At 69.5% G+C, this 25,753-nt stretch carries 19 protein-coding genes; 14 read left to right on the forward strand and 5 right to left on the reverse strand.

Annotated features, from left to right (window positions below; all coding sequences use genetic code 11):
* Positions 1-34: 34 nt before the first annotated feature.
* The 7 genes from dapD (at position 35) to I596_RS09080 (ending at position 8,417) form a co-directional block, all read left to right on the forward strand.
* Positions 35-853, forward strand: coding sequence for a 2,3,4,5-tetrahydropyridine-2,6-dicarboxylate N-succinyltransferase (gene dapD, locus I596_RS09050; RefSeq protein WP_083965477.1), 819 nt, complete (start codon positions 35-37; stop codon positions 851-853).
* Entirely contained in the window at positions 853-1,212 is a 360-nt protein-coding gene (locus I596_RS09055; protein ID WP_067646710.1) for a Spx/MgsR family RNA polymerase-binding regulatory protein, read from the forward strand. Before dapD ends, I596_RS09055 begins: the two co-directional genes overlap by 1 nt.
* Entirely contained in the window at positions 1,209-2,345 is a 1,137-nt protein-coding gene (gene dapE, locus I596_RS09060) for a succinyl-diaminopimelate desuccinylase (RefSeq protein ID WP_067646713.1), read from the forward strand. Before I596_RS09055 ends, dapE begins: the two co-directional genes overlap by 4 nt.
* A 403-nt stretch (positions 2,346-2,748) precedes the next feature.
* Positions 2,749-4,569 (forward strand): hypothetical protein, encoded by a 1,821-nt coding sequence (locus I596_RS09065; RefSeq protein ID WP_223303799.1) that lies wholly within the window; start codon positions 2,749-2,751, stop codon positions 4,567-4,569.
* A complete protein-coding gene (locus tag I596_RS09070) occupies positions 4,566-5,180 on the forward strand; it encodes a hypothetical protein (RefSeq protein ID WP_067646719.1) in 615 nt (204 codons plus the stop codon). The genes I596_RS09065 and I596_RS09070 overlap by 4 nt, the downstream gene beginning before the upstream one ends.
* Positions 5,177-6,370 (forward strand): hypothetical protein, encoded by a 1,194-nt coding sequence (locus tag I596_RS09075; protein WP_150132091.1) that lies wholly within the window; start codon positions 5,177-5,179, stop codon positions 6,368-6,370. The genes I596_RS09070 and I596_RS09075 overlap by 4 nt, the downstream gene beginning before the upstream one ends.
* 160 nt (positions 6,371-6,530) lie before the next feature.
* Positions 6,531-8,417, forward strand: coding sequence for a hypothetical protein (locus I596_RS09080; protein ID WP_067646726.1), 1,887 nt, complete (start codon positions 6,531-6,533; stop codon positions 8,415-8,417).
* Between the two features lie 280 nt (positions 8,418-8,697).
* Here I596_RS09080 and I596_RS09085 read toward each other — a convergent pair whose 3' ends face one another.
* Both I596_RS09085 and parC read right to left on the reverse strand, forming a co-directional pair.
* Positions 8,698-11,073: a penicillin acylase family protein gene (locus I596_RS09085; RefSeq protein WP_067646729.1), complete on the reverse strand. Its 2,376-nt coding sequence runs from the start codon at positions 11,071-11,073 to the stop codon at positions 8,698-8,700.
* On the reverse strand, positions 11,073-13,313 hold the full coding sequence (parC, locus tag I596_RS09090; protein WP_067646732.1) for a DNA topoisomerase IV subunit A: 2,241 nt from the start codon (positions 13,311-13,313) through the stop codon (positions 11,073-11,075). Before parC ends, I596_RS09085 begins: the two co-directional genes overlap by 1 nt.
* Before the next feature lie 144 nt (positions 13,314-13,457).
* Here parC and I596_RS09095 point away from each other — a divergent pair, with 144 nt between their 5' ends.
* The 7 genes from I596_RS09095 (at position 13,458) to accD (ending at position 21,625) form a co-directional block, all read left to right on the forward strand.
* Positions 13,458-14,486 (forward strand): aspartate-semialdehyde dehydrogenase, encoded by a 1,029-nt coding sequence (locus tag I596_RS09095; RefSeq protein ID WP_067646735.1) that lies wholly within the window; start codon positions 13,458-13,460, stop codon positions 14,484-14,486.
* A 96-nt stretch (positions 14,487-14,582) separates the two neighbouring features.
* Entirely contained in the window at positions 14,583-17,120 is a 2,538-nt protein-coding gene (locus tag I596_RS09100; protein ID WP_067646738.1) for a motility hub landmark protein FimV, read from the forward strand.
* A 127-nt stretch (positions 17,121-17,247) separates the two neighbouring features.
* On the forward strand, positions 17,248-18,036 hold the full coding sequence (gene truA, locus I596_RS09105) for a tRNA pseudouridine(38-40) synthase TruA (RefSeq protein WP_067651673.1): 789 nt from the start codon (positions 17,248-17,250) through the stop codon (positions 18,034-18,036).
* Positions 18,033-18,662 carry a phosphoribosylanthranilate isomerase gene (locus tag I596_RS09110; RefSeq protein WP_067646741.1) on the forward strand — a complete coding sequence of 210 codons (630 nt, stop codon included), beginning with the start codon at positions 18,033-18,035 and terminating at the stop codon, positions 18,660-18,662. The genes truA and I596_RS09110 overlap by 4 nt, the downstream gene beginning before the upstream one ends.
* A 4-nt stretch (positions 18,663-18,666) precedes the next feature.
* Positions 18,667-19,881, forward strand: coding sequence for a tryptophan synthase subunit beta (gene trpB, locus I596_RS09115; protein ID WP_067646744.1), 1,215 nt, complete (start codon positions 18,667-18,669; stop codon positions 19,879-19,881).
* Positions 19,878-20,693 (forward strand): tryptophan synthase subunit alpha, encoded by an 816-nt coding sequence (gene trpA / locus I596_RS09120; protein WP_067646747.1) that lies wholly within the window; start codon positions 19,878-19,880, stop codon positions 20,691-20,693. The genes trpB and trpA overlap by 4 nt, the downstream gene beginning before the upstream one ends.
* Positions 20,694-20,758: 65 nt before the next feature.
* On the forward strand, positions 20,759-21,625 hold the full coding sequence (accD, locus tag I596_RS09125) for an acetyl-CoA carboxylase, carboxyltransferase subunit beta (RefSeq protein ID WP_067646750.1): 867 nt from the start codon (positions 20,759-20,761) through the stop codon (positions 21,623-21,625).
* Between the two features lie 26 nt (positions 21,626-21,651).
* On the opposite strand, the gene rapA is transcribed toward accD, so the two are convergent.
* The 3 genes from rapA to I596_RS09140 all read right to left on the reverse strand — a co-directional run bounded on the left by rapA (position 21,652) and on the right by I596_RS09140 (position 25,746).
* On the reverse strand, positions 21,652-24,480 hold the full coding sequence (rapA, locus tag I596_RS09130; protein ID WP_067646753.1) for an RNA polymerase-associated protein RapA: 2,829 nt from the start codon (positions 24,478-24,480) through the stop codon (positions 21,652-21,654).
* A gap of 117 nt (positions 24,481-24,597) precedes the next feature.
* Entirely contained in the window at positions 24,598-25,491 is an 894-nt protein-coding gene (gene ispA / locus I596_RS09135) for a (2E,6E)-farnesyl diphosphate synthase (protein ID WP_067646755.1), read from the reverse strand.
* A complete protein-coding gene (locus I596_RS09140; RefSeq protein WP_067646758.1) occupies positions 25,492-25,746 on the reverse strand; it encodes an exodeoxyribonuclease VII small subunit in 255 nt (84 codons plus the stop codon).
* Positions 25,747-25,753: the final 7 nt, after the last annotated feature.

Genomic DNA, 25,753 nt, shown 5'->3' on the forward strand with positions numbered 1-25,753 from the left:
GACGGCCCTTGGTTTTCCCATCTGCCTGGACGACATGATCGAACGACTGATTGAAGATGCGTGGGAACGCCGCGCACAGCTGGACCCGGCCGAAATCGAAGCGCAGCTCCGCCCCGCGGTCGAGCAGACGATGGACCTGCTCGAGACCGGGCAGGCGCGCGTCGCCGAGCCGGACGGGCAGGGCGGCTGGCAGGTCAACGCCTGGCTCAAGAAGGCGGTGCTGCTGTACTTCCGGATCAACGGCAACAGCGTGGTCGACCGCGGCGCGATGCCGGGTTTCGACAAGGTTCCGCTGCGTTTCATCGACGCCGACGAGGCGGCGTTCCGCAAGGTCGGCGCCCGCTTCGTGCCGGGATCGCTGGTGCGCCGCGGCGCGCACATCGCCGCGGACGTGGTGCTGATGCCCAGCTACGTGAACATCGGTGCCCATGTCGGCGCCGGGACGATGGTCGACACCTGGGCGACGGTCGGGTCCTGCGCGCAGATCGGCCGCAACGTCCACCTGTCGGGCGGCGTCGGCATCGGCGGCGTCCTGGAGCCGCTGCAGGCCGGGCCGACGATCATCGAGGACGACTGCTTCGTCGGCGCCCGCTCGGAAGTGGTCGAGGGCGTCGTGGTCGAGCGCGGCAGCGTGATCGGCATGGGCGTGTTCCTCGGCCAGTCGACGCGCATCTACGACCGTGCCAGCGGCACCGTCAGCTACGGCCGCGTGCCCGCCGGCAGCGTCGTGGTGGCCGGCTCGCTGCCGGCGGCGGACGGCAGCCACAGCCTCTACGCCGCCGTCATCGTCAAGCGCGTCGACGACCGGACACGCGCCAAGACCGCGATCAACGAACTGCTGCGGGGGGAATGATGGGCGCCATCACGCTCTATGGCCTGACCAAGTGCTCGACCTGCCAGAAGGCGGTCGCCTGGCTGCAGCGCGCCGGCGTCGAGCACCGGTTCGTCGACTACCGCGAGCATCCGGTGCCGGCCGCCACGCTCAAGCACTGGGCCGGCGCGGTCGGCGGCTTCGAGAAGCTGGTCAATCGCACCGGCATGACCTGGCGCAACCTTCCCGACGCGCGCAAGAAGCCCGGCAGCGATGCGGAATGGACGTTGCTGATCCGTGAGTATCCCGCGCTGGTGCGGCGACCGGTGGCCGTCGCCGAGGACGGCGAGATCAGCCTCGGCTTCAGCGACGCCCTGTTCAAGCGCCGCTTCGCCGCATGAGCGAGGTGCTCGCCCTGGCTTCGGCGTTGATCCGGCGCGCCTCGGTGACGCCGGACGATGCCGGCTGCCAGGCGCTGCTGGCCGAACGCCTGGCGCGTGCCGGCTTCGCCTGCGAGCACCTGCGCTACGGCGAGGTCGACAATCTCTGGGCCACGCACGGCAGCGGCGGACCGGTGCTGGTGTTCCTCGGCCATACCGACGTCGTACCGAGCGGGCCGCCCGAGGCCTGGGCCAGCCCGCCGTTCGAGCCGAGCCTTCGCGACGGCCGTCTCTACGGCCGCGGCGCGGCCGACATGAAGTCGAGCGTCGCGGCGATGACGGTCGCCCTGGAGGCCTTCGTCGCGGCGCGGCCCGGTCATCGCGGGACCGTCGCCCTGCTGCTCACCTCGGACGAGGAGGGCATCGCCCAGGACGGGATCCGGCGCGTGGCCCGCACCTTCGTCGAGCGCGGCCAGCGGATCGACTGGTGCGTGGTCGGCGAGCCCTCCTCGCAGCAGGCGCTGGGCGACCTGATCCGCGTCGGCCGGCGTGGCTCCCTAACGGGCCGCCTGCGCATCGCCGGCATCCAGGGACATGTCGCCTATCCGCACAAGGCGCTCAATCCGATCCACGCCTTCGCGCCGGCGCTCGCGGAACTGGCCGTCACCCGCTGGGACGCGGGTGACGCGGCCTTTCCGCCGACCTCGTTCCAGGTATCGAACATCAGCGCGGGCACCGGCGCCGACAACGTGATTCCGGGCAGCCTCTCGGCGGTGTTCAATTTCCGTTTCGGCGTCGCCAGCTCGGCCGACGGCCTGATCGACCGTGTCGAGACGGTGCTGCGCACGCACGCGCTGGACTTCGAGATCGCCTGGCATCGCTCCGGCGAACCATTCGTGACGACCGGAGGACGGCTGCGCCAGGTGGTGATCGAAGCGCTCCACATGCGGTGCGGTATGGAGCCCGAGGCGAGCACCGGCGGCGGAACCTCGGACGGACGTTTCATCGCGCCGCTCGGCGCCGAAGTCGTCGAGCTGGGGCCCTGCAACGAGAGCATCCACAAAATCGATGAATCGATCGCGCTGGATGAATTGGAAGCGCTCCCGGGGCTGTATCAGGAAATCGCCGAACGGCTGATCGGCACCGGCGATTAGATCATTCGCGCGATATCGTCCAGTCCCCTGCGCGGGGCGCTTCGCCGCATCATGTTATTTGGCGAGATGGCGTATCGGCACTATGGAAGCGCTGCCGGCTGCTGTGCTAGGGTTATAAGTTATGACCGGACGATCATCCCGGCCGTGGTTTTGCGATAACACTCTTCGTACGGGATGTTTCGTAACCCTCGGTTGATGCAGCGAGTTCTCGCTGCATCCATGCGGTGATACGCGGCAATCGGACTGCACCTTTCCACTGGAATGCCCGGATACGGATACGGGCCGGATGCTAGGGGAGTCAACGTTGCGCAATATGCAGTCTGTTGAACGATGGGTTTCGCCGGTTGGCCTTCGCTCGCTCGCGGTCGTGGTGCTCGCCCTCGTTTCTTTGGCCGCCGCTTCGGTGACGGCACTGGATTTCACGCCCCACGGTACGCAGCCGGGGCTGCTCAGCGACTTGAACGACGCCTCCACCTGCTCGTCCTGCCATCGCGGGTACGATGCGACCACGGCGCGTTTTCTGCCGCACAACACCTGGGGCGGTTCGATGATGGCCAACGCGGCCCGCGACCCGCTGTTCTGGGCGGCGCTGGACGTGGCCAACAACGACATTCCCGGTGTCGGCGACTATTGCATCCGCTGCCACACACCGCGCGGCTGGCTGCGCGGCCATTCGACCAAACCCGGCAATGGCGGCGCCCCCAATCCTCAGGGCGCATTGGGCTGTCTGCTCGAAGGCAGCTACGACCATGATGCCGGCAAGCTGAACGACTACGGCGGCGTCGACTGCCATTTCTGCCACCGGCTGATGCCCAGCGGTCCGCAGTCGCAGCCGCTGTTCGTCGAGAACGCCAACTTCTGGGTCGACGACGCCCAGGAATGCCTGACGCCCGACGGTTCGGGCTACGGCGGCCCGTGCCGCCGCGGCCCCTATACCTATACGGAAGGCAACCTGACGCCGCCGCACGGCTGGGTCTATTCCTCGTACCACGAAAGCTCGGCGATCTGCGGCAACTGCCACAACGTGACGTCGCCGCAGACCGATGCGGGCACCTATGCGCAGACGCTGCGCCTCAACAACGGCACCGACACCGGCATCCCGTTCCCGATCGAGCGCACCTACGCCGAGTGGAACCAGAGCCTGTTCGCCGACGCGATCTTCCGCGACGGCCTGACCGAGGTACCGCAGGGCACGCCGGCCGTGGTCCGCGCCGAGCAATGCCAGCAATGCCACATGCGCGATTCGCAGGATCCCGCCGCCAAGGCCTGCCAGCAGAATCCCCCCGGCTCGCGCACCGGCAACCTGCCGATCCACGACCTCGTCGGCGGCAATACCTGGATCCCGGCGATCATCAAGGGCCAATACGGTGGGCAGAGCGGCCTCGGACGCGACGGCGACTACGACCAGGCGGTGGCCGCGGCACGCCTGATGCTCGAATCGAGCGCGCAGGTCGGCGCCACCGTGACCGCCTATACCGCGCCGACCCCGGGCAGTGCTGGGTCGGTCAGCGCCAACGTGGACATCGTCAACCTCAGCGGCCACAAGCTGCCGACCGGCTATGCCGAAGGTCGCCGCATGTGGATCAATGTCCAGGTGCGCGACGGCAACGCCAACGTCGTCGCCGAAAGCGCCGCCTACAACCCGGCGACCGCCGTATTGACCCAGGACGCCCAGGCGAAGGTCTACGAGGCGCTGCAGGGCATCTGGGATCCGGGCAGCAGCACCTGCAAGACCGAGGAGGCCGGGCGCAAGCTGTTCCACTTCGTGCTGAACAACTGCGTCGCCAAGGACAACCGGATCCCGCCGCTCGGTTTCCGCGCCAAGACCACCGCGGACCCGAACGGCTACGAGACCCAGCCGGTCGGCTACACCTATCCGGAGACCTCGCCGGGTTCGGGCGTCCTGGTCAATCGCGACCGCACGCCCTATACCTTCGCGATCCCGGCCGGCACCCAGGGCCCGATCAGCCTGCGTGTCTCGCTGAGGTACCAGACCTCCAGCAAGGAATACATCGAATTCCTGCGCGACGAAGCCGTCGAGCACGGATTCGCGGCCGAGAACACGCTGTGCTCCGGCGGCCCGGACCGGCCGTTCGACGTGGGTCCCCAGTCGCAGAGCCGCGGCGAGTACATGTATTCGCTCTGGAACAACCCGGCCTACGGCAAGTCCCCGCCCGAGGACATCCAGGTCGTCACGATTCCCGCCGCGAGGCCCGCACGATGAAGCTCCAGTCGTTCTTGTCGGTACTTGTCGGCAGCCTGTTGCTGCACGGCTGCGCCTCGCGTTCGGCCGATCGTGCCGCCGATGCCCGCCCGGTCGCCGAGCCGGTCGCGAGCGCGGCGCCAGCAGAAGGCCGCATGCAGGGCTATGTGGTGCTGCGCCGGTACCAGGACCGCTTCAAGGTGGACGGCAGGGAAGTCGTGCGCGACGCCGAGTACGGCTGGGACTACGCCCGCGGCATGACGGTGCTGAAGATGTTCGACACCGATGGCCGGCTGGTCTCCGAGGAGGACCGGCCCGGCGAATCGCTGCGGTTGACCGAGGCCGAGAACGCGCGCGCCGAGGTGCTGGTTCGCACGCATCCGCAACTCGCCGACATTCTCAACCAGCCCGGCGACACCAAGATCTGGATCGGCGGTTTCATCCTGCGCGAGCCGGACGATCCCTACTGCAAGCCCGGTTCGCGCTGCGTCCACGTCATCGCTTCAAAAGACAACGGCGACACACCCGTCGCCCATGCCATCGTCGACCTCATGCGGGACCGGGTCGTCTATCCCTTCTATCACCAACAGGCCGGCAACCCGTCCGGCAAGCGCTCGGAGAAGTCGTCATGAAATCGATTCATCACGCGAGTCTGGGATTGCTCTTGCTGGGCCTTCTGGGCGGTCATGAAGTCCTTGCCGCCACGCCGACCTGCACCGGCAGCGAGACCAAGCTGAGCTGGCCGGCGGCCAACCCGGTCTGGGAAATGTGCTGGCTGCGGCCGAGCCAGAGCGTCGGACCGGACGGTTCGGGACTGGAAGTGCGCGACGTCCACTACAACGGCATTCCGGTGATGCGCCGCATGCACGCGCCGCTGCTGTTCGCCGAGTACCGCAACGGCGCCGGCGGCAACTGCTACCGCGACTGGAAGGACGAGAACACGACCATCCTCGCCGTTCCGGCGGTGCAGAACACGCTCGGCACGCCGACCTACGGTTCGTATGCGACGACCGCCTGCGACCGCTCGCAGAACGCCACGGCCTCCTACGGTGGTTGCCCGTTCGGGCTCTCGCTGCCCGGCGCCAGCTGCGCGGCCGGCGTGATGATCGAGGACTTCGGCGACGAGGTCCGCCTGACCACGCAGTACCAGGCCGGCTGGTACATGTACAGCTCGCGCTTCGCGTTCTTCAAGGACGGCCGCATCCAGCCGTATTTCGGCTTCGGCAATCGCGACGGCACCTACAACAACGTGACGCACTGGCATCACAACTACTGGCGCTTCGAGTTCAACATCGACGGCGACGGCAACCAGATGGTCAGCGAGAACGGTACGGACAAGGCCACCGAGTTCTCGGCGCTGCGCAGTGCGAACGGCGGCGCCAATGGCGGCCCCCGTACCTGGGAAGTCCGCAACGCCGCCAGCGGGCGTGGCTACCGGCTGATCCCGGGCTCCGGCGACTACGTCGTGCCGACCGATGAATCCGGCCGCGGCTTCCACACCGTCGACGTGATGGCCACCAAGCAGATCGACGGCGAGTACGGCGACCGTACCGACAACCAGCTGGGCGCCTGCCAGATGAACCAGAACGCCCTGGTCAACAACGAGACGCTCAGCAATACGACGGTCGCCCTCTACTACCGCGTGGCCGTGCGCGACAGCACCGCCAACAACTGGCCGCCGGGCTGCAGCGGCGGGACCTGCATCTCGCAGGACTCGATGGTCTGCAAGAACACCGGGCCGATGCTGGTGCCGTTCGGTGACTGGTCCGACTACATCCATGTGAGCGGCCTGGAAGGACCGATCAACGGCACCTCGCCCTGATCGAAGGCACGTTTGGGCGAAGCCGCCGGATGCGGCTTCGCCATCCACACTGACATTCATTGACTGGGGCTCTATGACTACCTTCAGCGGGTTGGTTTGCAAATCGCTTGCGATCGCCATAGCCGGCGCGATCACCCTGGGCGCCACCAGCGCCGGATCCATGGCCGCAGGACTCGACCGCGCCAAGGAGACCTCGGAACACTGGTCGGCCTGGGGCGGCACCGTCGGCGTGCGCTGGAATCGTGAACTGGCGGACGACCTCGGGCTGGTGCTGGGTGCCGCCAACGGCAGGCACGCGCAGCTCGCCTGGCGCGAGCACGAGATGTTCGACCTGCGCCAGACCGGCAGCCTCGAGTTCGACGTCCGCGCCGGCAACCTGCACGACTTCATCGGCGGTTCGCTGCAGGCCCGCGGCGGCTACGTGATCGACTCGCCGGCCGGCCGCATCGATTTGACCGACTTCCGCCTGAGCCCCCGCGCCGGCGACCAGTTGATCCTCGACATCGTCGGCGGCGACGGCAAGGCCTGGTTCTACATCGACCGCCTGATGTACGAACTGGTCGACAACAACCAGCGCCTGGCCGTGCGGACGATGGACCTGCGCATCTCGCCCGAGCTGGCCGATCGGATCGGCCATCCGGAGGTCGCCAACTGGGCGATCGCCGACATGCAGATGACGACCGACGTGCTGCGCCAGGGCGGCGACCCGCAGCAGCCGTCGGGTGGCTTCAAGTGGCACGGCCAGGCGGCACCGGCCGCCGGAGCGACCTACCAGGCCGACCTGTTCATGCAGACCTTCAACTCGCAGTACAGCCGCTGCGACGGCTGCACCGGGGAAGGCGGCAACGGGCGCGTCGTGTTCACGCCGTCCTCGACGCTGCGCAACAACGTCAACAACGGCTCCGCCCAGGCGACGATCCCGGGCGACCCGCTCGGCACCAGTACGGCACTGTGGACGGCCGACATCCCGTGGTGGGAGAAATTCAGCGGCAACCACCCGCCGTACAACAACGACCAGCACCCGTTCCTGATCTGGAACCTCTACCGCTTCAATGCGGACGGTTCGATCGACCAGATCGGACGTTCCGGCGTCAAGCACGCGTTCCTGACCACCAACTCCAGCTGCCTCGAGCATCCCGGCACCAGCCAGGTGCTCGGCCGCGGCTGCAGCGACACCTACGGCACCGGCAACAACGACAGCAACAGCGACCTCGGCCCGCGCTCGGAGATCATCCCGGCCACCAACCAGTGGGGACGCTGCGGATCGATCTACGACCTCAACTGCGACGGCCAGCCCAACGGCTCGGGCAACGGCAACTTCGACCAGCGCCTTATCACGCGCGAGTCGCAGTTCAGCGGTCCGGGCCAGGCCGGGGCGACCTACCTGTTCGAGTCGTGGTACCTCGCGCGCCAGGACATCAACATCTACAACTCGATGGCGACCAAGCGCGCCACCTTCACGCGCAACGCCAGCACCTGGAGCGTCGGCGGCAACGACCAGTACCGGTTGGGACCGGCGATCGACCGCTGGGTCGACCCGGCCAATCCGGGCGCCAATGCACGCTCGGTCGAACTCGCCAGCACGGAAGGCCACACCAAGGTCGCCGTCAAGGCGACCAGCCTCGGTGGCGGCCTGTGGCGGTACGACTATGCGGTGATGAACCTGGACTTCGCCCGCGCCAAGACCCAGGGTGCCGAACCGAACCTGCGCGTGATCAGCAACATGGGCTTCGACAGCTTCACCGTGCCGGTCGGCTCGGCCACGATCACCAACGTCACGTTCAGCGACGGCGACCTCGAGACGACCAACAACTGGGCGACCGGCGTCAGCAACGGCACCGTCGTCTGGGCCACGCCGACGAAGAGCAATGCCTTGAACTGGGGCACGATGTTCCGCTTCTCGTTCACCGCCAACCTGGCCCCGACCGAAAGCAGCGCCACGCTGCATGTCGCCGAAACCGGTACGCCGCAGGTGCTGCAGGCGAACGGCCTGCTGGCGCCGGGCGTGGCCCGGGCCAAGTCGGGCTTCGGCAACAACGCGCCGTGAGTTGAACCGTACGCGCGCGCGCCGCGCGTACGGTCGATCAGGCCCCGCGTCCCCCTCGGGCGGACGCGGGGCTTTTTTTCGTCCGGCGGGTGCACGTGACCGGTGGGATCAGGCCTGGCTGGGGCACCTTGGGCCGTGAGGCGAGCTGCGTTGCACCGTCGTATCGTTCCGGCAAGGCGCGGCCCGCAGGGCAGGCGGAGGACCGTCTGGCCCAGGACCGCAGCGCCGCCGGGCGTCGCGCCGGGGATCTTCGCACCCCGGCCTTAGCCCGCGACGCGCGCTAAGGCCGGAGCTCCAACCGGTGCCTGGGCTCACCCGGAAGAAACGGCGTCGGCTTGCCCGATACCCAATCGGCATGGCCGGCACCGTAGAACGGCGACAGCGGATGCCCGCTCTGGCCGCCGGGCATCTGGAAGTAGCCCTCCTGCTCGACGCCGGGGGCGACCCCGAAGCGCTCCGACGCGCCGAAGCTCCGCCCCTGCACGCGCGGGACGTGGGCGTCGCCCGGCAAGGCATCGGCCGGCATGTCCAGCCAGCGTCCGAGCAGCTCGGGCAAGGCCCGCGACAGCGGATGGCGGATGCGGGTCGTGTTGCGCTCGCCCCAGGTCCGTGCGGCGATGCCGCCCGGCTGTCCGGCCAGGCGCCCGGCCACGCGCAAGGCGGCGCCGTCCAGCAGGGCATCCCAATCGGTCTGGCCGGGCGGCAGCAGGTGCGCGGGACGGAACACGATCAACGCGGCGGCCGCATGCTCGAACTGGGCCAGGCGCGGCAGCTCGAAGTCCGGGAACTTCGTGCGTACCGCGGCGGCGAAGCCCTGCCGCAGCACGTCGGTCACCTCGTCGCGCCAGGCGCGCACCAGCCGGTAGGCCACCGAATCGGCGGCAGCCCTTCCGTTCCAGTCCCGCAACGCCGCCGCCATCGCGTCGCGCAGCGGATCGGGCTTCATCTGCTCCAGCTGGCGCGCCAGCAAATCCTTCCATTGCGCGATCAGGGCCGCGTCGTCGTCGAGCTGCACGGCGAGGAGGTCGCCCGGCACGAAGCGCTCGCGTGCCTGCAGGTCGTCCCGGATCCGCAACGCGCGTGCGCCCAGGTCGTAGCCGCCGTCGCCGAGCACGTCGAGCATCGGCTGTGCCACCATGCGCTGGTTCGCGCTCCAGATCCGCTGCCACGGCGGGTTGGCGATGAGCGGATGGTCGGCCGCATCGATCCAGCCGTCCCAACCTCGCCCCGGCGTGTCCCATGCCGCCGGAAGCGACGGATCGTAGCCGCCGACCCGACGCGGGATGCGCCCCGCGATCGTCCAGGCGATGTTGCCGGCCCGGTCGCCGGCCACGAAGTTCTGCGCAGGAATGCCGCTGGCCTGGGCGATGGCGACGGCATCGTCCACGGTCTCGGCGGTGTCGAGCGCAAGCAGGCGCGCGTCGATGGCACCAGGCCGGTGCGCTGTCCAGGCCAGGGCCAGCGGCGTGCCGTCCGCATCGGTGCCCAGCAACGGACCCCAAGCGGTGCCGCGAATGTCGAGCGCGACCGCCTCGCCACCCTTGACGCGAATCGTCTCGTGAGCCTCTTCGATCGAGGCCCAGCCCTGTGCCGTCCGGTAGCGCGACGGATCGGACGGATCGAGCTCGACGCGTACCCAGTCGGCGAAGTCGCCGTAGCTGTTGGTGAATCCCCAGGCGACGTTGCCATTGCTGCCGGCGACGATCGCCGGCACGCCGGGCAGGGTGGCGCCGCTGACGTCGACGATCGCCCCTGCGCGCCGCGGATTGGGATAGACGAAGCGGGCGCGGAACCAGATGTTGGGCACGCGCAAGCCCAGGTGCATGTCGTTCGCCACCAGGGCCGGCCCGCCGGTCAGCGCGCCGGCGACCGCGAAGGCATTGCTGCCCGGCGTCTCGTCGGCGGTGCGGCCGGCCGGCCGCAGCAGCCCCGCGGCGAGGCTGCGCAGATCCAGGTCCGCCGCCGGCGGCAGCTCCGGCCAGCGCAGCGGCGGTCCTGCCAGCGGCGCATCCCAGCCGCCGCCCGCGGCGGTCAGGAACCGGTAGGCCGAATCGGGCAATGCCGCGCGCAGGCGGGCGAACCCCAGCTCGCGCGCGTTGGCGGCATCCTGCAGGTCGAAGAACATCGCGGCGATCACCAGCAAGCTGTCCTCGCTGCGCCACGGCTCGAGCACCGAGCGCGTCAGCAGGTAGGCGAACGGACGCACCGATAGCGCATCCATGCCGGCATTGACGCCGTCGCGATAGCGGTCGAGCTGGGTGCGCTGCTCCGCCGGCAGGGCGTCGAGCGCCGCGGCCAGGCGCGTGCGCATGCGATGCACGCGCGCGTTGCGATCGGCGCCGACCGCCACCGACCCGAACAACTCCGACAATTCGCCGGCCGCGCTGCGGCGCATGAGGTCCATCTCGAAGAAACGTTCCTGCGCGTGGACATAGCCGATCGCCCAGGCCAGGTCGCTGCGATCACCGGCCGTGATGGTCACGGTGCCGAGCGCGTCGCGTTCGACGGTGGCCGGTGCCGCCAATGCAGCAGCAGCGGTGCCGTCGAGCTGCGGCAGGCTGCCGCGCAACGCCAGCCAGGCCCCCACCGCCGTTGCGGCGGCGAGCACGACCAGCGCGACCGCCAGGCGCAGCGACCAGCGCACCGCCGGCCGCATCAGCCCGACGCCTCGATCCGCTCCACCCGCTGGAAGCCGCGCGGCAGCAGGCCGCCGCGGCCGGCGCGTCCCCCGCCATACTCGACCAGGTCCGCCCATTTGAGGATCAGCTTGCGCTGGCCGGCGTAGAGCGTCACCTCGCCCTTGCCCTCGGCGACGACGGCAACCCCGGCGACCCGTTCGCCGGCCGCGTATTTGGGCTTCGGGATCTCGATCAGCTTGTTGCCGCGGCCACCGTTGTCGAGCTCGGGAAGGTCGGCCACCGAGAACATCAGCAGATGGCCGGCATTGGTCACGACGACGATGCGGTCGCGCGCCGGGTCGGCCACGACGGGTGGCGGCAGTACGTGGCTGCCGGCGTCGATGTTCATCAGCTGCTTGCCGGCCTTCTTGTTCGCCAGCAGCGACTCGAAGCGGGTCACGAAGCCGTAGCCGGCATCGGACGCCATGACCAGGCGGGTGCCGTTCTCGGCGATCGCGATGGTGTCGATGCGCGCGCCGGCCGGCAGGCTGAAGCGGCCGGTGACCGGTTCGCCGTTGCCGCGCGCCGAGGGCAGGGCATGCGCCGGCAGCGAGTAGCTGCGCCCGGTGGAATCGATGAAGGCGACCTGCTGGGTGGTGCGGCCGCGGGCCGCGGCCAGGTAGGCGTCGCCCTCGCGGTAGTTGAGCGCCGGCGCGTCGACGTCGTGTCCCTTCGCCGCGCGTACCCAGCCTTTCTCGCTGAGCACGATCGTCACCGGCTCGCTGGCGACCAGCGCCGACTCGTCGAGCGCCTGCGCGACCTGGCGCTCGACCAGCGGGGAGCGTCGGTCGTCGCCGTACTTGCGGGCGTCCTCGCGCAGTTCGTCCTTGATCAGCGTCTTCAGCCGCGCCTTGGAATTGAGCAGGACGTTGATCCGCGCGCGCTCCTCCTCGAGCTGGTCGCGCTCGGCGTTGATCTTCATCTCCTCCAGCCGCGCCAACTGGCGCAGGCGCGTCTCGAGGATGTAGTCGGCCTGTTCCTCGCTCAGTCCGAAGCGCGCCATCAGCACCGGCTTGGGCTCTTCCTCGGCGCGGATGATGCGGATCACCTCGTCGAGGTTCAGGTACGCGACACGCAGGCCTTCGAGCAGGTGCAGGCGCCGCTCGACCTTGCCCAGCCGGTGCTGCAGCCGGCGCGTGACGGTATCGGTACGGAACCGCAGCCATTCGCCGAGGATCTGGCGCAGGTTCTTGACCTGCGGCCGCCCGTCCAGGCCGATCATGTTGAAGTTGACCCGGTAGCTGCGCTCCAGGTCGGTGGTCGCGAACAGGTGCTGCATGGTCTCGTCGAGGTCGACCCGGTTGGAGCGCGGCACCAGCACCAGGCGGATCGGGTTCTCGTGATCGGACTCGTCGCGGTAGTCCTCGAGCATCGGCAGCTTCTTGGCCTTGGCCAGCGCATCGATCTGCAGCAGGACTTTCGAAGGCGAGACCTGGTAGGGCAGGGCAGTGATGACGATGTTGCCGTCTTCCTTGACGTAGACCGCACGGCAGCGCACCGAGCCGTTGCCGGTCTCGTAGAGCGCGGCCAGCTCGCTGGCCGGGGTGATGATCTCGGCGGCGCTCGGGAAGTCCGGGCCGCGCACGTGCTCGCACAGGTCCCGCACGCTGGCGTCGGGATCGTCGAGCAGGCGGATGCAGGCGCTGGCCAGCTCGCGCAGGTTGTGCGGCAGGATGTCGGTCGCCATGCCGACGGCGATGCCGGTCGAGCCGTTCAGCAGGACGTGCGGCACGCGCGACGGCAGCCAGGCGGGCTCCTTCAGCGTGCCGTCGAAGTTGGGCGTCCAGTCGACGGTGCCGTGGGCAAGCTCCTCCAGCAGCAGCTCGGCGATCGGCGTCAGTTTCGACTCGGTGTAGCGCATCGCCGCGAACGACTTGGGATCGTCCTGCGAACCGAAGTTGCCCTGGCCGTCGATCAGCGGGTACCGGTACGAGAACGGCTGGGCCATCAGCACCATTGCCTCGTAGCAGGCCGAGTCGCCGTGCGGATGGAACTTGCCGATCACGTCGCCGACGGTGCGCGCCGACTTCTTCGGCTTGGCCGCGGCGTCCAGGCCGAGCTCGCTCATCGCGTAGACGATGCGCCGCTGTACGGGCTTGAGTCCGTCGCCCACGAACGGCAGGGCGCGGTCGAGCACGACGTACATCGAGTAGTCGAGATAGGCGCGTTCGGCGTAATCCTTGAGGGCGATCTGTTCGTAGTTGGCTTGCAGGTTCATCGGTTTCTTCGGGGGCGCCAGGTGTGTCCGATCAAGAGCGCGATTGTGCCGGAACGAGGGAAAATACGCTGTGCCTGTTGCGCCTGTAACGCCAAAGCGGTATCAACAGCGACCTTTTTCAGGCGTACGGACGAGAATCGCGCGATGAGCGACAGCAGGACATACAAGGTGGCGGTGGTGGGCGCGACCGGCGCGGTCGGGGAGGCCCTGCTGGAGATCCTCGCCGAACGCCGGTTCCCGGTCGGCGAGCTCGTCGCCCTCGCCAGCGAACGCTCGGCCGGCGGCCAGCTGACCTATGCCGGCCGCTCGGTACCGGTGCGCAACCTGGCCGCTTTCGACTTCGCCGGCGTGGACATCGCCTTCTTCTCGGCCGGCGGCTCGGTCTCCCGCGTCCACGCGCCACGCGCGGCGGCCGCCGGTGCGGTGGTGATCGACAACACCTCCGAGTTCCGCTACCAGGACGACATCCCGCTGGTCGTCAGCGAGGTCAATCCCCATGCGATCGCGGCGTACCGCAACCGCGGCATCATCGCCAACCCCAACTGCTCCACGATGCAGATGCTGGTGGCGCTGGCCCCGATCCATCGCGCCGTCGGCATCGAGCGGATCAACGTGGCCACCTACCAGTCGGTCTCCGGGGCAGGGCGCTCCGGCGGCGAGGAACTGGGCCGGCAGACCGCCGCCCTGCTCAATTTCCAGGATCCGGAGCCGTCGAAGTTCCCGGTCCAGATCGCCTTCAACCTGATTCCCCACATCGACGACTTCCAGGACAACGGCTATACGAAGGAAGAGATGAAGATGGTCTGGGAGACGCGCAAGATCCTCGAAGACGCCTCCATCCAGGTCAATCCCACCGCCGTCCGCGTCCCGGTCTTCTTCGGTCATGCCGAAGCGGTGCACATCGAGACGCGCGAGCGGATCTCCGCCGATGCGGCGCGGCGCCTGCTGCAGGCCGCTCCGGGCGTGGTGGTCGTCGACGAGCGCAAGCCCGGCGGCTACCCGACCCCGGCGGGGCACGCGGCCGGCAAGGACCCGGTGTTCGTCGGGCGCATCCGCGAGGACATCTCGCACCCGCGCGGCCTGGACCTCTGGGTGGTGGCCGACAACATCCGCAAAGGGGCCGCTCTCAACGCGGTTCAAATCGGTGAACTGGTGATCAAAACGTATCTCTGATCTACAGTTACGATTGTGTTATAAGGCAATTTCGAGATTCGCTCGCAGGAATCCGCAGCCGGATTCCGGATCATCGTCGCCGGGGGAGCTTTGCATATGAAACGACCGTTGCACCTGTCGCTGGCCATTGCGCTGGCGATCAGCGGGATCGATGCCATGGCGCTCGGCCTGGGATCGATCCAGGTCAAGTCGCGCCTGAACCAGCCGCTGGACGCCGAGATCCCGGTCATCCAAAGCAATCCGGGAGAAGCCGAGGGCCTGATCATCCAGCTTGCCAGTGCCGAGGACTTCGAGCGGGTGGGGCTCGACCGCTCGCGCAGTGCCGCCGTGCCGCTGGAATTCAAGCTGGTACACAACGCGCAGGGTCAGGCCGTGATCCGCGTGACCACCGCCGACATCGTGCGCGAACCGTTCCTGGATTTCCTGATCGAGGCGAACTGGACCAACGGCCGCCTGTTGCGCGAGTACACGGTCCTACTCGATCCGCCGGTCACCGCGGCGGCGATCAAGGGATCGACCACGATGGCTGCATCGGCCGAGCCCGCGCGGGCGCCGGTCGAGTCGCTGCCCGAGCCACAGGCCAAGCCGGTGCCGAGAACGCCGACCGCGCCGCCCCCGGTGGCGAAGGCTCCTGCAGCGGCTGCGGCACCCGCGCCGCGCCCGGCGGCGACCGCCGGTAGCGACTACACGGTCAACAGCGGCGATACCCTGTCGGCGATCGCGCGCCAGGTGCGTCCGGGCGCCGACGTCAGCCTCGACCAGACGATGCTGGCCCTGTTCAAGGCCAATCCGTCGGCGTTCTACAAGGACAACATCAACGCGCTCAAGAGCGGAGCGATCCTGCGCGTCCCCGACGCCGACGCGATCCGCTCGGTCGCTTCGTTGCGCGAAGCCGCCGAGCAGGTCCGCGGTCAGGTCGAGGACTGGCGCGGCACGGCCGGCAGTCCGACCCGCGTGGCCCGCACCGCGGCGCAGGGCGACGCGGCCGCTGCTCCATCCACGGGCGGCACGCGCGCGAAGGACGAATCGCGGCTTTCGATCGTTCCGCCGTCGGTCGGCAAGGACAGCCTGGCCGCCAGTGATCGCGTCGGCGCCAGCAGCGCCGAATCCGGCAGCGGCGACACCCGCCTCAAAGGCGATCTGGCGCGCACCCGCGAAGCATTGGCCAGCCGCGAGCAGGAAACCGGCGAGCTGAAGTCGCGCGTGCGCGAGCTGGAGGACATCAAGAACAAGAACGACCGCCTGCTGAGCCTCAAGGATTCGGAGATCGCCGAGCTTCAGCAGCGCCTCAAGTCCCTGCAGGACGGCGCGCAGAGCGGCAAGCCGGCAGCACCGGCTGCCACCGCAACCCCGGCGCCGGCACCGGCGGCCTCCGCGACACCGGCCGAAACGCCGGCCGCGCCGACGAAGGAGGACATCTGGGGCAAGAGCGAGACCACGGCCGCGCCCGGTTCGCAGAGCGCGACGACCGGTGAGGCGCCGGCAGCAACGGCAACGCCCGCGCCGAGCGCAGCGCCCGCCGCGCCGGAGCCGGCAGCGACAGCCGACGCGGGTGGCCAGCCGTCGCCGCCGGCCACGCCCCCCAGCGACACGATCACCGCCACCGGCTCGGACACCAGCGCCGCGCCGGCGGCGGCAGCGCCACCGCAGCCGCCCGCAGCGAAGCCGGCGGCACCCGCGCAGAAGACGCCACCCAAGCCGGCGGCGAAGCCGGTCGTACCGGTGGACAGCCCCTGGTATACGGACCCGCTGGTGCTCGGCGGCGGCGGCGCGATCGGCCTGCTGCTGATCCTGCTCGGCGCGATGGGCCTGCGCAAGCGAGGCAAGCCGGTCGAGCGCTCATCGATCGCCGAATCGTTCGGCCACTCGCCCTTGCCGGCGGCCGCGCTGGCCGAGGGTGCTCCGGGCGACGCCATCGAAGCCGCGCTCCGCACGCAGATCGACGGCAACCCGGCCGACCTCGGTGCACGCCTGGAACTGCTCAGCCATTTCTATGCCGAGCGGCGCGTGGAGGACTTCGAAGTCGGCGCGCTCGACATGAACGACTACGTCATCGACCGCAGCCAGCCCGAATGGCTCGAGGTGCAGGCGATGGGCCGCGAACTGGCGCCCGGCAACCCGCTGTTCTCGGGACAGGATGCGCAGGCCATGGCGCCGGACGAAGAGCTGGAGGAGGACACCTCGTTCGTCTTCGACGCACCGCTGGCCGATCCGTTCGATCCGACACCGGCGCCGGCACCGGTAGCCGCTCCGCCCGAAACCGATTTCGCGTTCGATTTCGAGCCGGCGCAGCCGAGCACGCCGGTCGCACCGGTGGCCCAGGCCGTGCCCGCCTCGACCGACGACGACGGCTTCGATTTCGACGATCTGCCGCCGCTGGATTTCCAGAGCGAGATCGACGCGGCGGCGCGCGACACGGCCGAGCGCACCGGTCTGGCCGGTGACGTCGCGGAAAAGGCCGATGACGATTTCTTCGTCGGCGACGATGCCGTGGACACCAAGCTCGACCTGGCGCGCACCTACCTGGACATGGGCGATCCCGAAGGCGCTCGCGCGATGCTGGACGAGGTCCTCAACGAAGGCAGCCAGGTCCAGAAGGACGAGGCGCGGCGACTGCTCGACGGCATCGCCTGACCGGCGGCACACCGCAACGCACGCGAACGAGGCCGGGAGCGATCCCGGCCTCGTCGTTTACTGCAGGCGGCCGGTTCGGTCCGGCATCGGTACAATCGCGCTCCTTTCCGAATCCTGGGTGACGGTCTTGCGGATCGCTCTCGGTGTCGAATACGACGGCACCGATTTTCTCGGCTGGCAGCGGCTCAGCCACGGGTCGACCGTGCAGGCGGCGCTGGAAGACGCGCTCGGCTTCGTCGCCGCGCACCGTGTCGAGGTCACTTGCGCCGGGCGCACCGACGCCGGCGTTCATGCGCGCTGCCAGGTCGTGCATTTCGACAGCCCGTCCGAGCGGACGCAGCGGGCGTGGGTGCTCGGCACCAATTCGCAGCTGCCGGCGGCAGTCGCCGTACGCTGGGCCGCGCCGGTCGCCGACACCTTCCATGCGCGGTTCAGCGCCAGGGCCCGCCGCTACCGCTACGCGATTCTCAATCGACCGGTGCGGCCGGCGCTCGATGCGCGTTTCGTGACCTGGGAGCGGGCGCCGCTCGATGCCGCCGCGATGCACGATGCCGCCCAGGCCCTGGTCGGCGAGCATGATTTCAGCGCGTTCCGCACCAGCGCCTGCCAGGCCCGCTCGCCGATGCGCCGCGTGCAGGCCGTCACGGTCACGCGCGAGGGCGACCGGCTGCAGATCGACATCCGTGCCAACGCGTTCCTTCATCACATGGTGCGCAACATCGTCGGCTCGCTGCTGCCGGTCGGGCGCGGCGAGCGCCCGGCGGCCTGGATCGGCGAACTGCTGGCCGGCCGCGACCGGAACCGCGCCGGGCCGACCGCGCCGGCCACCGGCCTGTGCTTTCTCGGGCCGCTGTACGAAGAGGCACCCGGCCTGCCGGCCGAGGTCGTGCTGGCGACACCGGACATCCACCGATGAGCACGCGCACGCGGATCAAGTTCTGCGGCATCACGCGCGCGCGCGACGCCCAGGCGGCCGTCGCACTCGGCGTCGACGCGCTCGGCTTCGTCTTCACGCGCCGCAGCCGCCGCTTCATCGAGCCGGCGGCCGCGGCGGCGATCCGCGCGGCCCTGCCGCCGTTCGTCGGTACCGTCGCCTTGTTCATGGACGATACCGCGGCCTGGATCGACACCGTCACGCGCACGTTCTCGCCGGACCTTCTGCAGTTCCACGGGGCGGAGGATGCCTCGTTCTGCGCCGGCTTCGGGCGCCCGTACCTGAAGGCCGTCGCGATGGCGACGGTCGAGGACGTCGGTGCCTATCTGGAACGCTACCCGACCGCCGCCGGCTTCCTGTGCGACGCCCATGCCAGCGGCGAGGCCGGCGGCACCGGCCAGCGCTTCGACTGGTCGCGCCTGCACGGCCTGCAGCGGCCGATCGTCCTGGCCGGCGGGCTGGCACCGGAAAACGTCGCTGCCGCGGTCCGCCAGACGCGTCCTTGGGCGGTCGATGTCTCCAGTGGCATCGAAACCGCCCCCGGCATCAAGGATGATGCGAAAATGCAGGCTTTCGTTGCGGCCGTGCGTGCCGCGGATTTCGGATGAGACGATGACGCCGCCCAGTGATTTGCAGACCTTGCCCGACGCGCAGGGGCGCTTCGGAACCTATGGCGGCAGCTTCGTGGCCGAGACGCTGATGGCACCGCTGGCGGAACTGACCGCCGCCTACGCGCAGGCACGCGTCGATCCGGCGTTCATCGCCGAGTTCGAGCGCGACCTCAAGCACTATGTCGGCCGGCCGTCGCCGATCTACCACGCCGAACGCCTGTCCAGGCAGGTCGGCGGCGCCCAGATCCTGCTCAAGCGCGAGGATCTCAACCACACCGGCGCGCACAAGATCAACAACACGATCGGCCAGGCGCTGCTGGCGCGCCGCATGGGCAAGCGCCGCATCATCGCCGAGACCGGGGCAGGGCAGCACGGCGTGGCGACCGCCACGGTCTGCGCGCGCTTCGGCCTCGATTGCGTGGTCTACATGGGCGCGGTGGACGTGGAGCGTCAGGCGATCAACGTCTACCGGATGAAGCTGCTGGGGGCCGAGGTCGTCCCGGTGACGTCCGGCTCCAAGACGCTCAAGGACGCGCTCAACGAGGCGATGCGCGACTGGGTCACCCATGTCGCCGACACGTTCTACATCATCGGCACCGTCGCCGGCCCGCATCCGTACCCGATGATGGTGCGCGACTTCAACGCCGTCGTCGGCCGCGAGGCACGCGCGCAGATGCTCGAAGGCTACGGGCGCCTGCCCGACGCGCTGGTCGCCTGCGTCGGCGGCGGCTCCAACGCGATCGGTCTGTTCCATGCGTTCCTGAACGATGAACAGGTCCGCATCATCGGCGCCGAGGCGGCCGGTGACGGCATCGCCAGCGGGCGCCACGCCGCGTCGCTGGCAGCCGGCCGGCCCGGCATCCTGCACGGCAACCGCACCTACGTGCTGTGCGACGACAACGGCCAGATCACCGAGACGCATTCGATCTCGGCCGGCCTGGACTACCCGGGTGTCGGCCCCGAGCACGCCTGGCTCAAGGACCGCGGGCGGGCCGAGTACGTCGGGGTGACCGACGAGGAGGCGCTGGCCGCCTTCCACGAACTGGCGCGCAGCGAGGGCATCCTCGCCGCACTCGAGTCCAGCCACGCCGTCGCGCAGGGCATCAAGCTGGCGCGTTCGCTGCCGAAGGACGCCCTGATCCTCGTCAACCTGTCGGGGCGTGGGGACAAGGACGTGCACACAATCGCCGCGCGTGAGGGGATCTCGCTGGCATGAATCGCATCGATACCCGTTTTGCCGACCTGCGCGCGGCCGGACGCACCGGCCTGATTCCGTTCGTCACCGCCGGTGATCCGTCCGCCGATGGGATCACGGCACTGATGCACGCGCTGGTGGCGGCCGGCGCCGACCTGATCGAACTGGGCGTTCCGTTTTCCGATCCGATGGCTGACGGTCCGGTGATCCAGCACGCCAGCGAGCGCGCGGTGGCGCGGGGCGTCGGCATCGCGCTGATCCTGGAACAGGTGGCCGCGTTCCGGCAGCGCGACACGACCACGCCGGTGGTCTTGATGGGCTATCTGAATCCGATCGAGATCTACGGATGGACACGGTTCGCCGGCGAGGCCGCGGCCGCAGGCGTCGACGGCGTGCTGCTGGTCGACTGCCCGGTGGAGGAAGCGCAGAGCGCCGAGGCGGTCACCGCCGCCGGCCTGCACCAGATCTTCCTGGTCGCGCCCACCACCACCGACCGCCGCCTCGCAGCGGTCACCGCCCGTGCGCACGGCTTCCTCTATCTCGTCTCGTTCGCCGGCGTGACCGGTGCCAACCGGCTCGACACGACGGCCATCGCGCAGCGCGCCGCGGCCATCCGGCGCGACAGCGACATCCCGATCGCGGTCGGTTTCGGCGTGCGTGACGCGGATTCGGCCGTGGCGATCGCCGGGTGCGCCGATGCGGTCATCATCGGCAGCGCCCTGGTCGAGCGCCTGGCCGGCAGTACCGATGCCGGCGATGCCGCGGCACGTGCGCAGGCGTTCCTGGCGCCGATCCGCGCCGCATTGGACGCCGCCCGCGGCGCCCCCAGGTAGAACCTCATCGAATCGCGGCGCCGGTGCTTCCGGCTCCCTTCACCAGATCCGGGAGAATTCCAAGCATGAACTGGCTGCAGAAACTGATGTCCGGCCGCGCCCGCACCGAGGGTACCAACGCCAAGGGCAAGGTGCCGGAGGGCTTGTGGGAGAAGTGCGACGGCTGCGCCGCCGTCCTCTACCGCCCCGAGCTCGACCGCAACCTGATGGTGTGTCCCAAGTGCGGCCATCATCATCCGCTGCGTGCCCGCGAGCGCCTGGCCGCGCTGTTCGACGAGGGCGCCGGCCAGGAGCTGTTCGCCGGCCTCGAGCCGGTCGACGTGCTCAAGTTCAGGGACACCAAGAAATACCGCGACCGCATCGTGGCGGCGCAGAAGCAGACCGGCGAGAAGGACGCGATGGTGGTGATGCGCGGAACGCTCAAGGAGTCGCCGCTGGTCGCCTGCGCGTTCGAGTTCGCCTACATGGGCGGCTCGATGGGCTCGGTGGTCGGCGAGAAGTTCACGCGCGGTGCCGAGCGCGCGCTCGAGGAGCGCATCCCGCTGGTGTGCTTCTCGGCCACCGGCGGTGCCCGCATGCAGGAAAGCCTGTTCTCGCTGATGCAGATGGCCAAGACCTCGGCGGCCCTGGCACGGCTGCGCAGCGCCGGCGTTCCGTACATCTCGGTGCTGACCCATCCGACCACCGGCGGCGTCTCGGCCAGCCTCGGCATGCTCGGCGACATCAACATCGGCGAGCCGCAGGCGCTGATCGGGTTCGCCGGTCCGCGGGTGATCGAACAGACCGTCCGCGAGACGCTGCCGGAGGGCTTCCAGCGTTCGGAGTTCCTGCGCGAGCACGGCGCGCTCGACCTGATCGTCGACCGGCGCGAGATGCGCGACAAGCTGGCCGCCTTGCTGGCCTTGCTGATGCGCCAGCCCCGGGCCGCCTGAAAGCCGCCGCGCTGACGCCCTGCGCGTCAGCGCAACGCCAGGAAGTCCGGGCTGCAGACCAGGCGGACCGCGTCCAGACGCGCGGCGGCCTTCGGGATCGCTTCGCGCAGCGCGTCGAGTTCGGCACCGATCGCGGCGATCTCCTCGAGTCGCACCGCGGGGTTGACGCGGGCCAGCGCGGTCAGGCGTGCCTGCTCGGCCCCGAGCCGCTGCTCGGCCGCCGTCACGGCGGCACCGATCTCGACCTGGCTGTACTCGCGCACGCGGGTTTCCGCGTGGGCCAGCAGCGGCGGCACCAGCTTGCCGAGGATCGGCCGGTAGCGGGCCGGATCCAGCGTCCGCTCGTTGGCGCGCACGTCGGCCTGGGGCCGGAAATCGGCGCGTTCCTGCAAGCGCGAATCGACGACGACGCGGATCGGCAGCGGCGGCAGGAACCGGTCGACGCCGAGGCGGCGATCGGCGACGCAGTCGAGCACGAAGACGCATTCGAGCAGGGCGGTACGGGCGGGCAGGCTGGTGTCGACGAGGAACGCCGCGTTGCCCTGCTCGCTTTCCAGCAGCAGGTCGACGGCGCCCGCGACCATCGGATGATCCAGGCGCAACAGTGGGATGTCCTCGCGCGCGAGCGCGACCGGACGCTGGAAGGTCGCCTGCTGGGCGCCGTCCTTGAGTCCCGGAAAACCGTCGGTGCTCAGGTACTCCGGATCGAGCAGGATCAGGCCGCCCCCCTGGTCCTCGCTTTCGACGCCGAACTGCTCGAACAGCCGCAGAATGAAGTCGCGCGCGCCGGTATCGGCGTCGAGCATCGCCAGCGCCTCGGTCAGGTCCTCGCCGTGGGCGTCGCGTTCGCTGGCCAGTTCGAGCAGGCGGTCGCGTCCGGCATGGACGATCGCCGAAAGCTCCTCGTGCGTGGCGCGCGTCTCGGCGATCAGCGCATCGAGCTCGGCATCCGCATCCTCGCCGCCGCGGGCATGTTCGATCGCCGCCTGCGCCACGCGCGTGCCGTAGCGCTTGAGCAGTTCGCGGCCGTCGGCCGGACTGCGGCGGAACGCGTCCAGGCCCTCTTCGTACCAGCGCACCAGGGCCTGCTGCGCGCTGCCCCGCACCACGCACAGATGGATGCGGATGTCGTGCTTCTGGCCGATGCGGTCGAGCCGGCCGATACGCTGTTCGAGCAGGTCCGGATCGAACGGGAGGTCCCACAGCACCAGATGACGCGCGAACTGGAAGTTGCGGCCTTCCGAGCCGATCTCCGAGCACAGCAGCACGCGCGCGCCGTCCGGATCGGCGAAATAGGCCGCATTGCGGTCGCGCTGGACCAGGCTCATGCCTTCGTGGAAGCGGGCCACCTTGACGCCGCTGCGCGTGCGCAGGGCTTCTTCGAGGGCCAGCACCTTCGCCTGGCTGCGGCAGATCAGCAACAGCTTCTCGCCGGCGTCGTTCTCGATCCGGTCGATCAGCCAGGGCAGGCGCGGATCATCGGCATAACTGACCTCGATGCCGGCATCGGCGGCCTGCAGGTCGGCCTGGAACTCGGCCAGCAGGCGCTGCCGGCCCTGGTCGTCGAGCACCGTGGCATCGAGGAACTGCAGCTCGGGCAGGCGCTTCGGAAACCCGCCGATCTGCGCGCGCCGGTTGCGGAACATGACACGCCCGGTGCCGTGACGATCGATCAGCGCGTCGAGCAGGGCATCGCTGTCGCTTCCGCTGTCGAGCAGGGCCAGCAGTTCCGGATCGCCGCCGAAGCGCCGCTGCAATACCGTCCGATCCGCATCGGACAGCGGATCGCCGTCCTTGAGCCGGGCGGCGACCGCCGACAGCTCGGCGTAGCCGTCCGCTTCGGCGACGTAGCGATCCAGCGCGTGGAAGCGGGCCGGGTCGAGCAGGCGCAGGCGTGCGAAATGGCCGCTGCGCCCCAGCTGTTCCGGCGTCGCCGTCAGCAGGATCAGTCCGGGCACGCGTCCGGCCAGCGTTTCGATCAGCGTGTAGCCGGCGCTCGCGGCATCCGGCGTCCAGGCCAAGTGGTGCGCCTCGTCGACGACGACGACGTCCCAGCCGGCCTCGATCGCCTGCGCGGACCGTTTCGCGTTGTCCGCGAGGAAGCCGATGCTGGCGATCACCAATTGTTCGTCACCGAACGGGTTGCGGTCGTCGCCGCCGGTCTCGATCGCCTCGCAGCGCTCCTCGTCGTAGAGCGCGAACTGCAGGTTGAAACGCCTGAGCAGCTCGACGAACCACTGGTGGACGAGGCTTTCCGGGGCGAGCACGAGCACGCGCCCGGCCCGGCCGGCGGCCAGCAGCCGGCTGAGAATCATGCCCGCCTCGATCGTCTTGCCGAGACCGACCTCGTCGGCGAGCAGCACGCGCAACGGCTGCCGGCCGGCGGCGGCCGCGGCCACGCGCAACTGGTGCGGAATCAGATCCACCCGCGCCGAGGCCAGGCCCCAGGCCGGGGAGCGCAGAACCGCCGCGCGCCGCTGCAGCGCGTCCAGGCGGAAATCGAAGCGGTCGCTGCGATCGAGCCGTACCGACACCAGGCGCTCGTCGGCGCGCGAGATCGGCTGGGTATCGTCCAGTTCCGATTCGGCGAGCCGCAGCCCCTGGCCGTGGTAGACCAGCAGCCCGTCCTCGGATTGGACCTGCTCGACGGTGAGCGTCAGTCCCTTGCCCTGGACCTTCTGCCCGGGCCGGAACTCCGCGCGCGTCAGCGGTGCGGCATGCAGCGCGTACTGGCGCAGTACGCCCGATGTCGCGTACAGCACCTGCACGCCACGCCCCTCGATGCGCAAGATCGTGCCGAGCCCCAGCTCGGGTTCGGCGTTGGAGATCCAGCGTTGTCCGGGGGTAAGCTGCATGCGCGACCGACTCGTTCGTTGCGGGGCGCGGATTATCGGCGCTGCCATCGTACAGCGCCACCGACACGATGGTGATTCCGGATCCTGACCGCGCACGCATCGGCGTGCGCGGGACCGTCAACTCTCGCGTGCGGCGACGAAGCGCGCCAGATCGGCGAGCAGGCGGCCGGCTTCGCCGAAGGTCGCCGCTGCGTCGATCGCATCGGCCGTCATGGCGGCCAATTGCTCGCGCGAGGCCGCCATGCCGAGGATGGCGGGGTAGGTCGGCTTGGCGTTCGCTTCGTCCTTGCCGGCGGTCTTGCCGAGCTGGTCGGTGCTGCCTTCGACGTCGAGGATGTCGTCGCGGATCTGGAACGCGAGGCCGACGCAGTGGCCGTAGCGGTCGAGCGCCTGGAGCGGGCCCGGATCGCGGCAGCCGGCCGCCAATGCGCCGAGTCGTACCGAGGCGCGGATCAGTGCACCGGTCTTGTGGACGTGCATGCGCTCGAGCGCGGCAGGATCGAGCCGCTGTCCGACCGCCGCCAGGTCGAAGGCCTGGCCGCCGGCCATGCCGTGCGAGCCGCAGGCGGTCGCCAGCGTCCGCAGCATGTCGAGCCGGCCCCCGGCATCGACGCCCGGCATTGCTTCCTGGCTGAGGACCTCGAAGGCCAGCGCCTGCAGGGCGTCGCCGGCCAGGATCGCCATCGCCTCGCCGTGGACCACGTGGCAGGTCGGCCGGCCGCGACGCAGGTCGTCGTCGTCCATCGCCGGCAGGTCGTCGTGGACCAGCGAGTAGGCGTGGATGATCTCGACCGCCGCCGCCGCCGGATCGAGCCGGTCCAGCGGCGCGTCGAACGCATGGCCGGCCGCATAGACCAGCAACGGCCGCATGCGCTTGCCGCCGCCCAGCACCGCATAGCGCATCGCCTGGTGCAGCTCGACTGGCGGCGCGGCCGCATCCGGCAGGACGCGGGCGAGCACCGCATCGGCGCGCAGGGAGAGCGCCTGCAGATCGGAGGGAAGCTCGCGCACTTACGGGGTTTCGGGGTCGAAAGGCCGTGCCGCCTCGGGTGCGCCCGGGTCCAGCAGCTGCTGGACGCGCAGCTCGGCCTGCTCCAGCGCGCCCTGGCAACTGCGATACAGCGCGATGCCGCGCTCGAACGAATGCAGCGACTCGTCGAGGCTGAGGTCTCCGTGCTCCATTCGGCCGACGAGCTGCTCGAGCTCGTCCAGCGACTTCTCGAACTCGGCTACGGGCGATGCGCTGCTGTCGGGAGTGTTCGGCATGCGCGAA

Origin of the sequence: Dokdonella koreensis DS-123 (assembly GCF_001632775.1) — a bacterium.
GTDB classification, from domain to species: domain Bacteria; phylum Pseudomonadota; class Gammaproteobacteria; order Xanthomonadales; family Rhodanobacteraceae; genus Dokdonella; species Dokdonella koreensis.

Excerpts from the sequence above, each read along its gene's own strand:
- dapD (WP_083965477.1), top strand. The coding sequence starts at position 35 with ATGATCGAACGACTGATTGAAGATGCGTGGGAACGCCGCGCACAGCTG.
- I596_RS09055 (WP_067646710.1), top strand. The coding sequence starts at position 853 with ATGGGCGCCATCACGCTCTATGGCCTGACCAAGTGCTCGACCTGCCAG.
- dapE (WP_067646713.1), top strand. The coding sequence starts at position 1,209 with ATGAGCGAGGTGCTCGCCCTGGCTTCGGCGTTGATCCGGCGCGCCTCG.
- I596_RS09070 (WP_067646719.1), top strand. The coding sequence starts at position 4,566 with ATGAAGCTCCAGTCGTTCTTGTCGGTACTTGTCGGCAGCCTGTTGCTG.
- I596_RS09075 (WP_150132091.1), top strand. The coding sequence starts at position 5,177 with ATGAAATCGATTCATCACGCGAGTCTGGGATTGCTCTTGCTGGGCCTT.
- I596_RS09080 (WP_067646726.1), top strand. The coding sequence starts at position 6,531 with ATGGCCGCAGGACTCGACCGCGCCAAGGAGACCTCGGAACACTGGTCG.
- I596_RS09085 (WP_067646729.1), bottom strand. The coding sequence starts at position 11,073 with ATGCGGCCGGCGGTGCGCTGGTCGCTGCGCCTGGCGGTCGCGCTGGTC.
- parC (WP_067646732.1), bottom strand. The coding sequence starts at position 13,313 with ATGAACCTGCAAGCCAACTACGAACAGATCGCCCTCAAGGATTACGCC.
- I596_RS09095 (WP_067646735.1), top strand. The coding sequence starts at position 13,458 with ATGAGCGACAGCAGGACATACAAGGTGGCGGTGGTGGGCGCGACCGGC.
- I596_RS09100 (WP_067646738.1), top strand. The coding sequence starts at position 14,583 with ATGAAACGACCGTTGCACCTGTCGCTGGCCATTGCGCTGGCGATCAGC.
- I596_RS09110 (WP_067646741.1), top strand. The coding sequence starts at position 18,033 with ATGAGCACGCGCACGCGGATCAAGTTCTGCGGCATCACGCGCGCGCGC.
- trpB (WP_067646744.1), top strand. The coding sequence starts at position 18,667 with ATGACGCCGCCCAGTGATTTGCAGACCTTGCCCGACGCGCAGGGGCGC.
- trpA (WP_067646747.1), top strand. The coding sequence starts at position 19,878 with ATGAATCGCATCGATACCCGTTTTGCCGACCTGCGCGCGGCCGGACGC.
- accD (WP_067646750.1), top strand. The coding sequence starts at position 20,759 with ATGAACTGGCTGCAGAAACTGATGTCCGGCCGCGCCCGCACCGAGGGT.
- rapA (WP_067646753.1), bottom strand. The coding sequence starts at position 24,480 with ATGCAGCTTACCCCCGGACAACGCTGGATCTCCAACGCCGAACCCGAG.
- I596_RS09140 (WP_067646758.1), bottom strand. The coding sequence starts at position 25,746 with ATGCCGAACACTCCCGACAGCAGCGCATCGCCCGTAGCCGAGTTCGAG.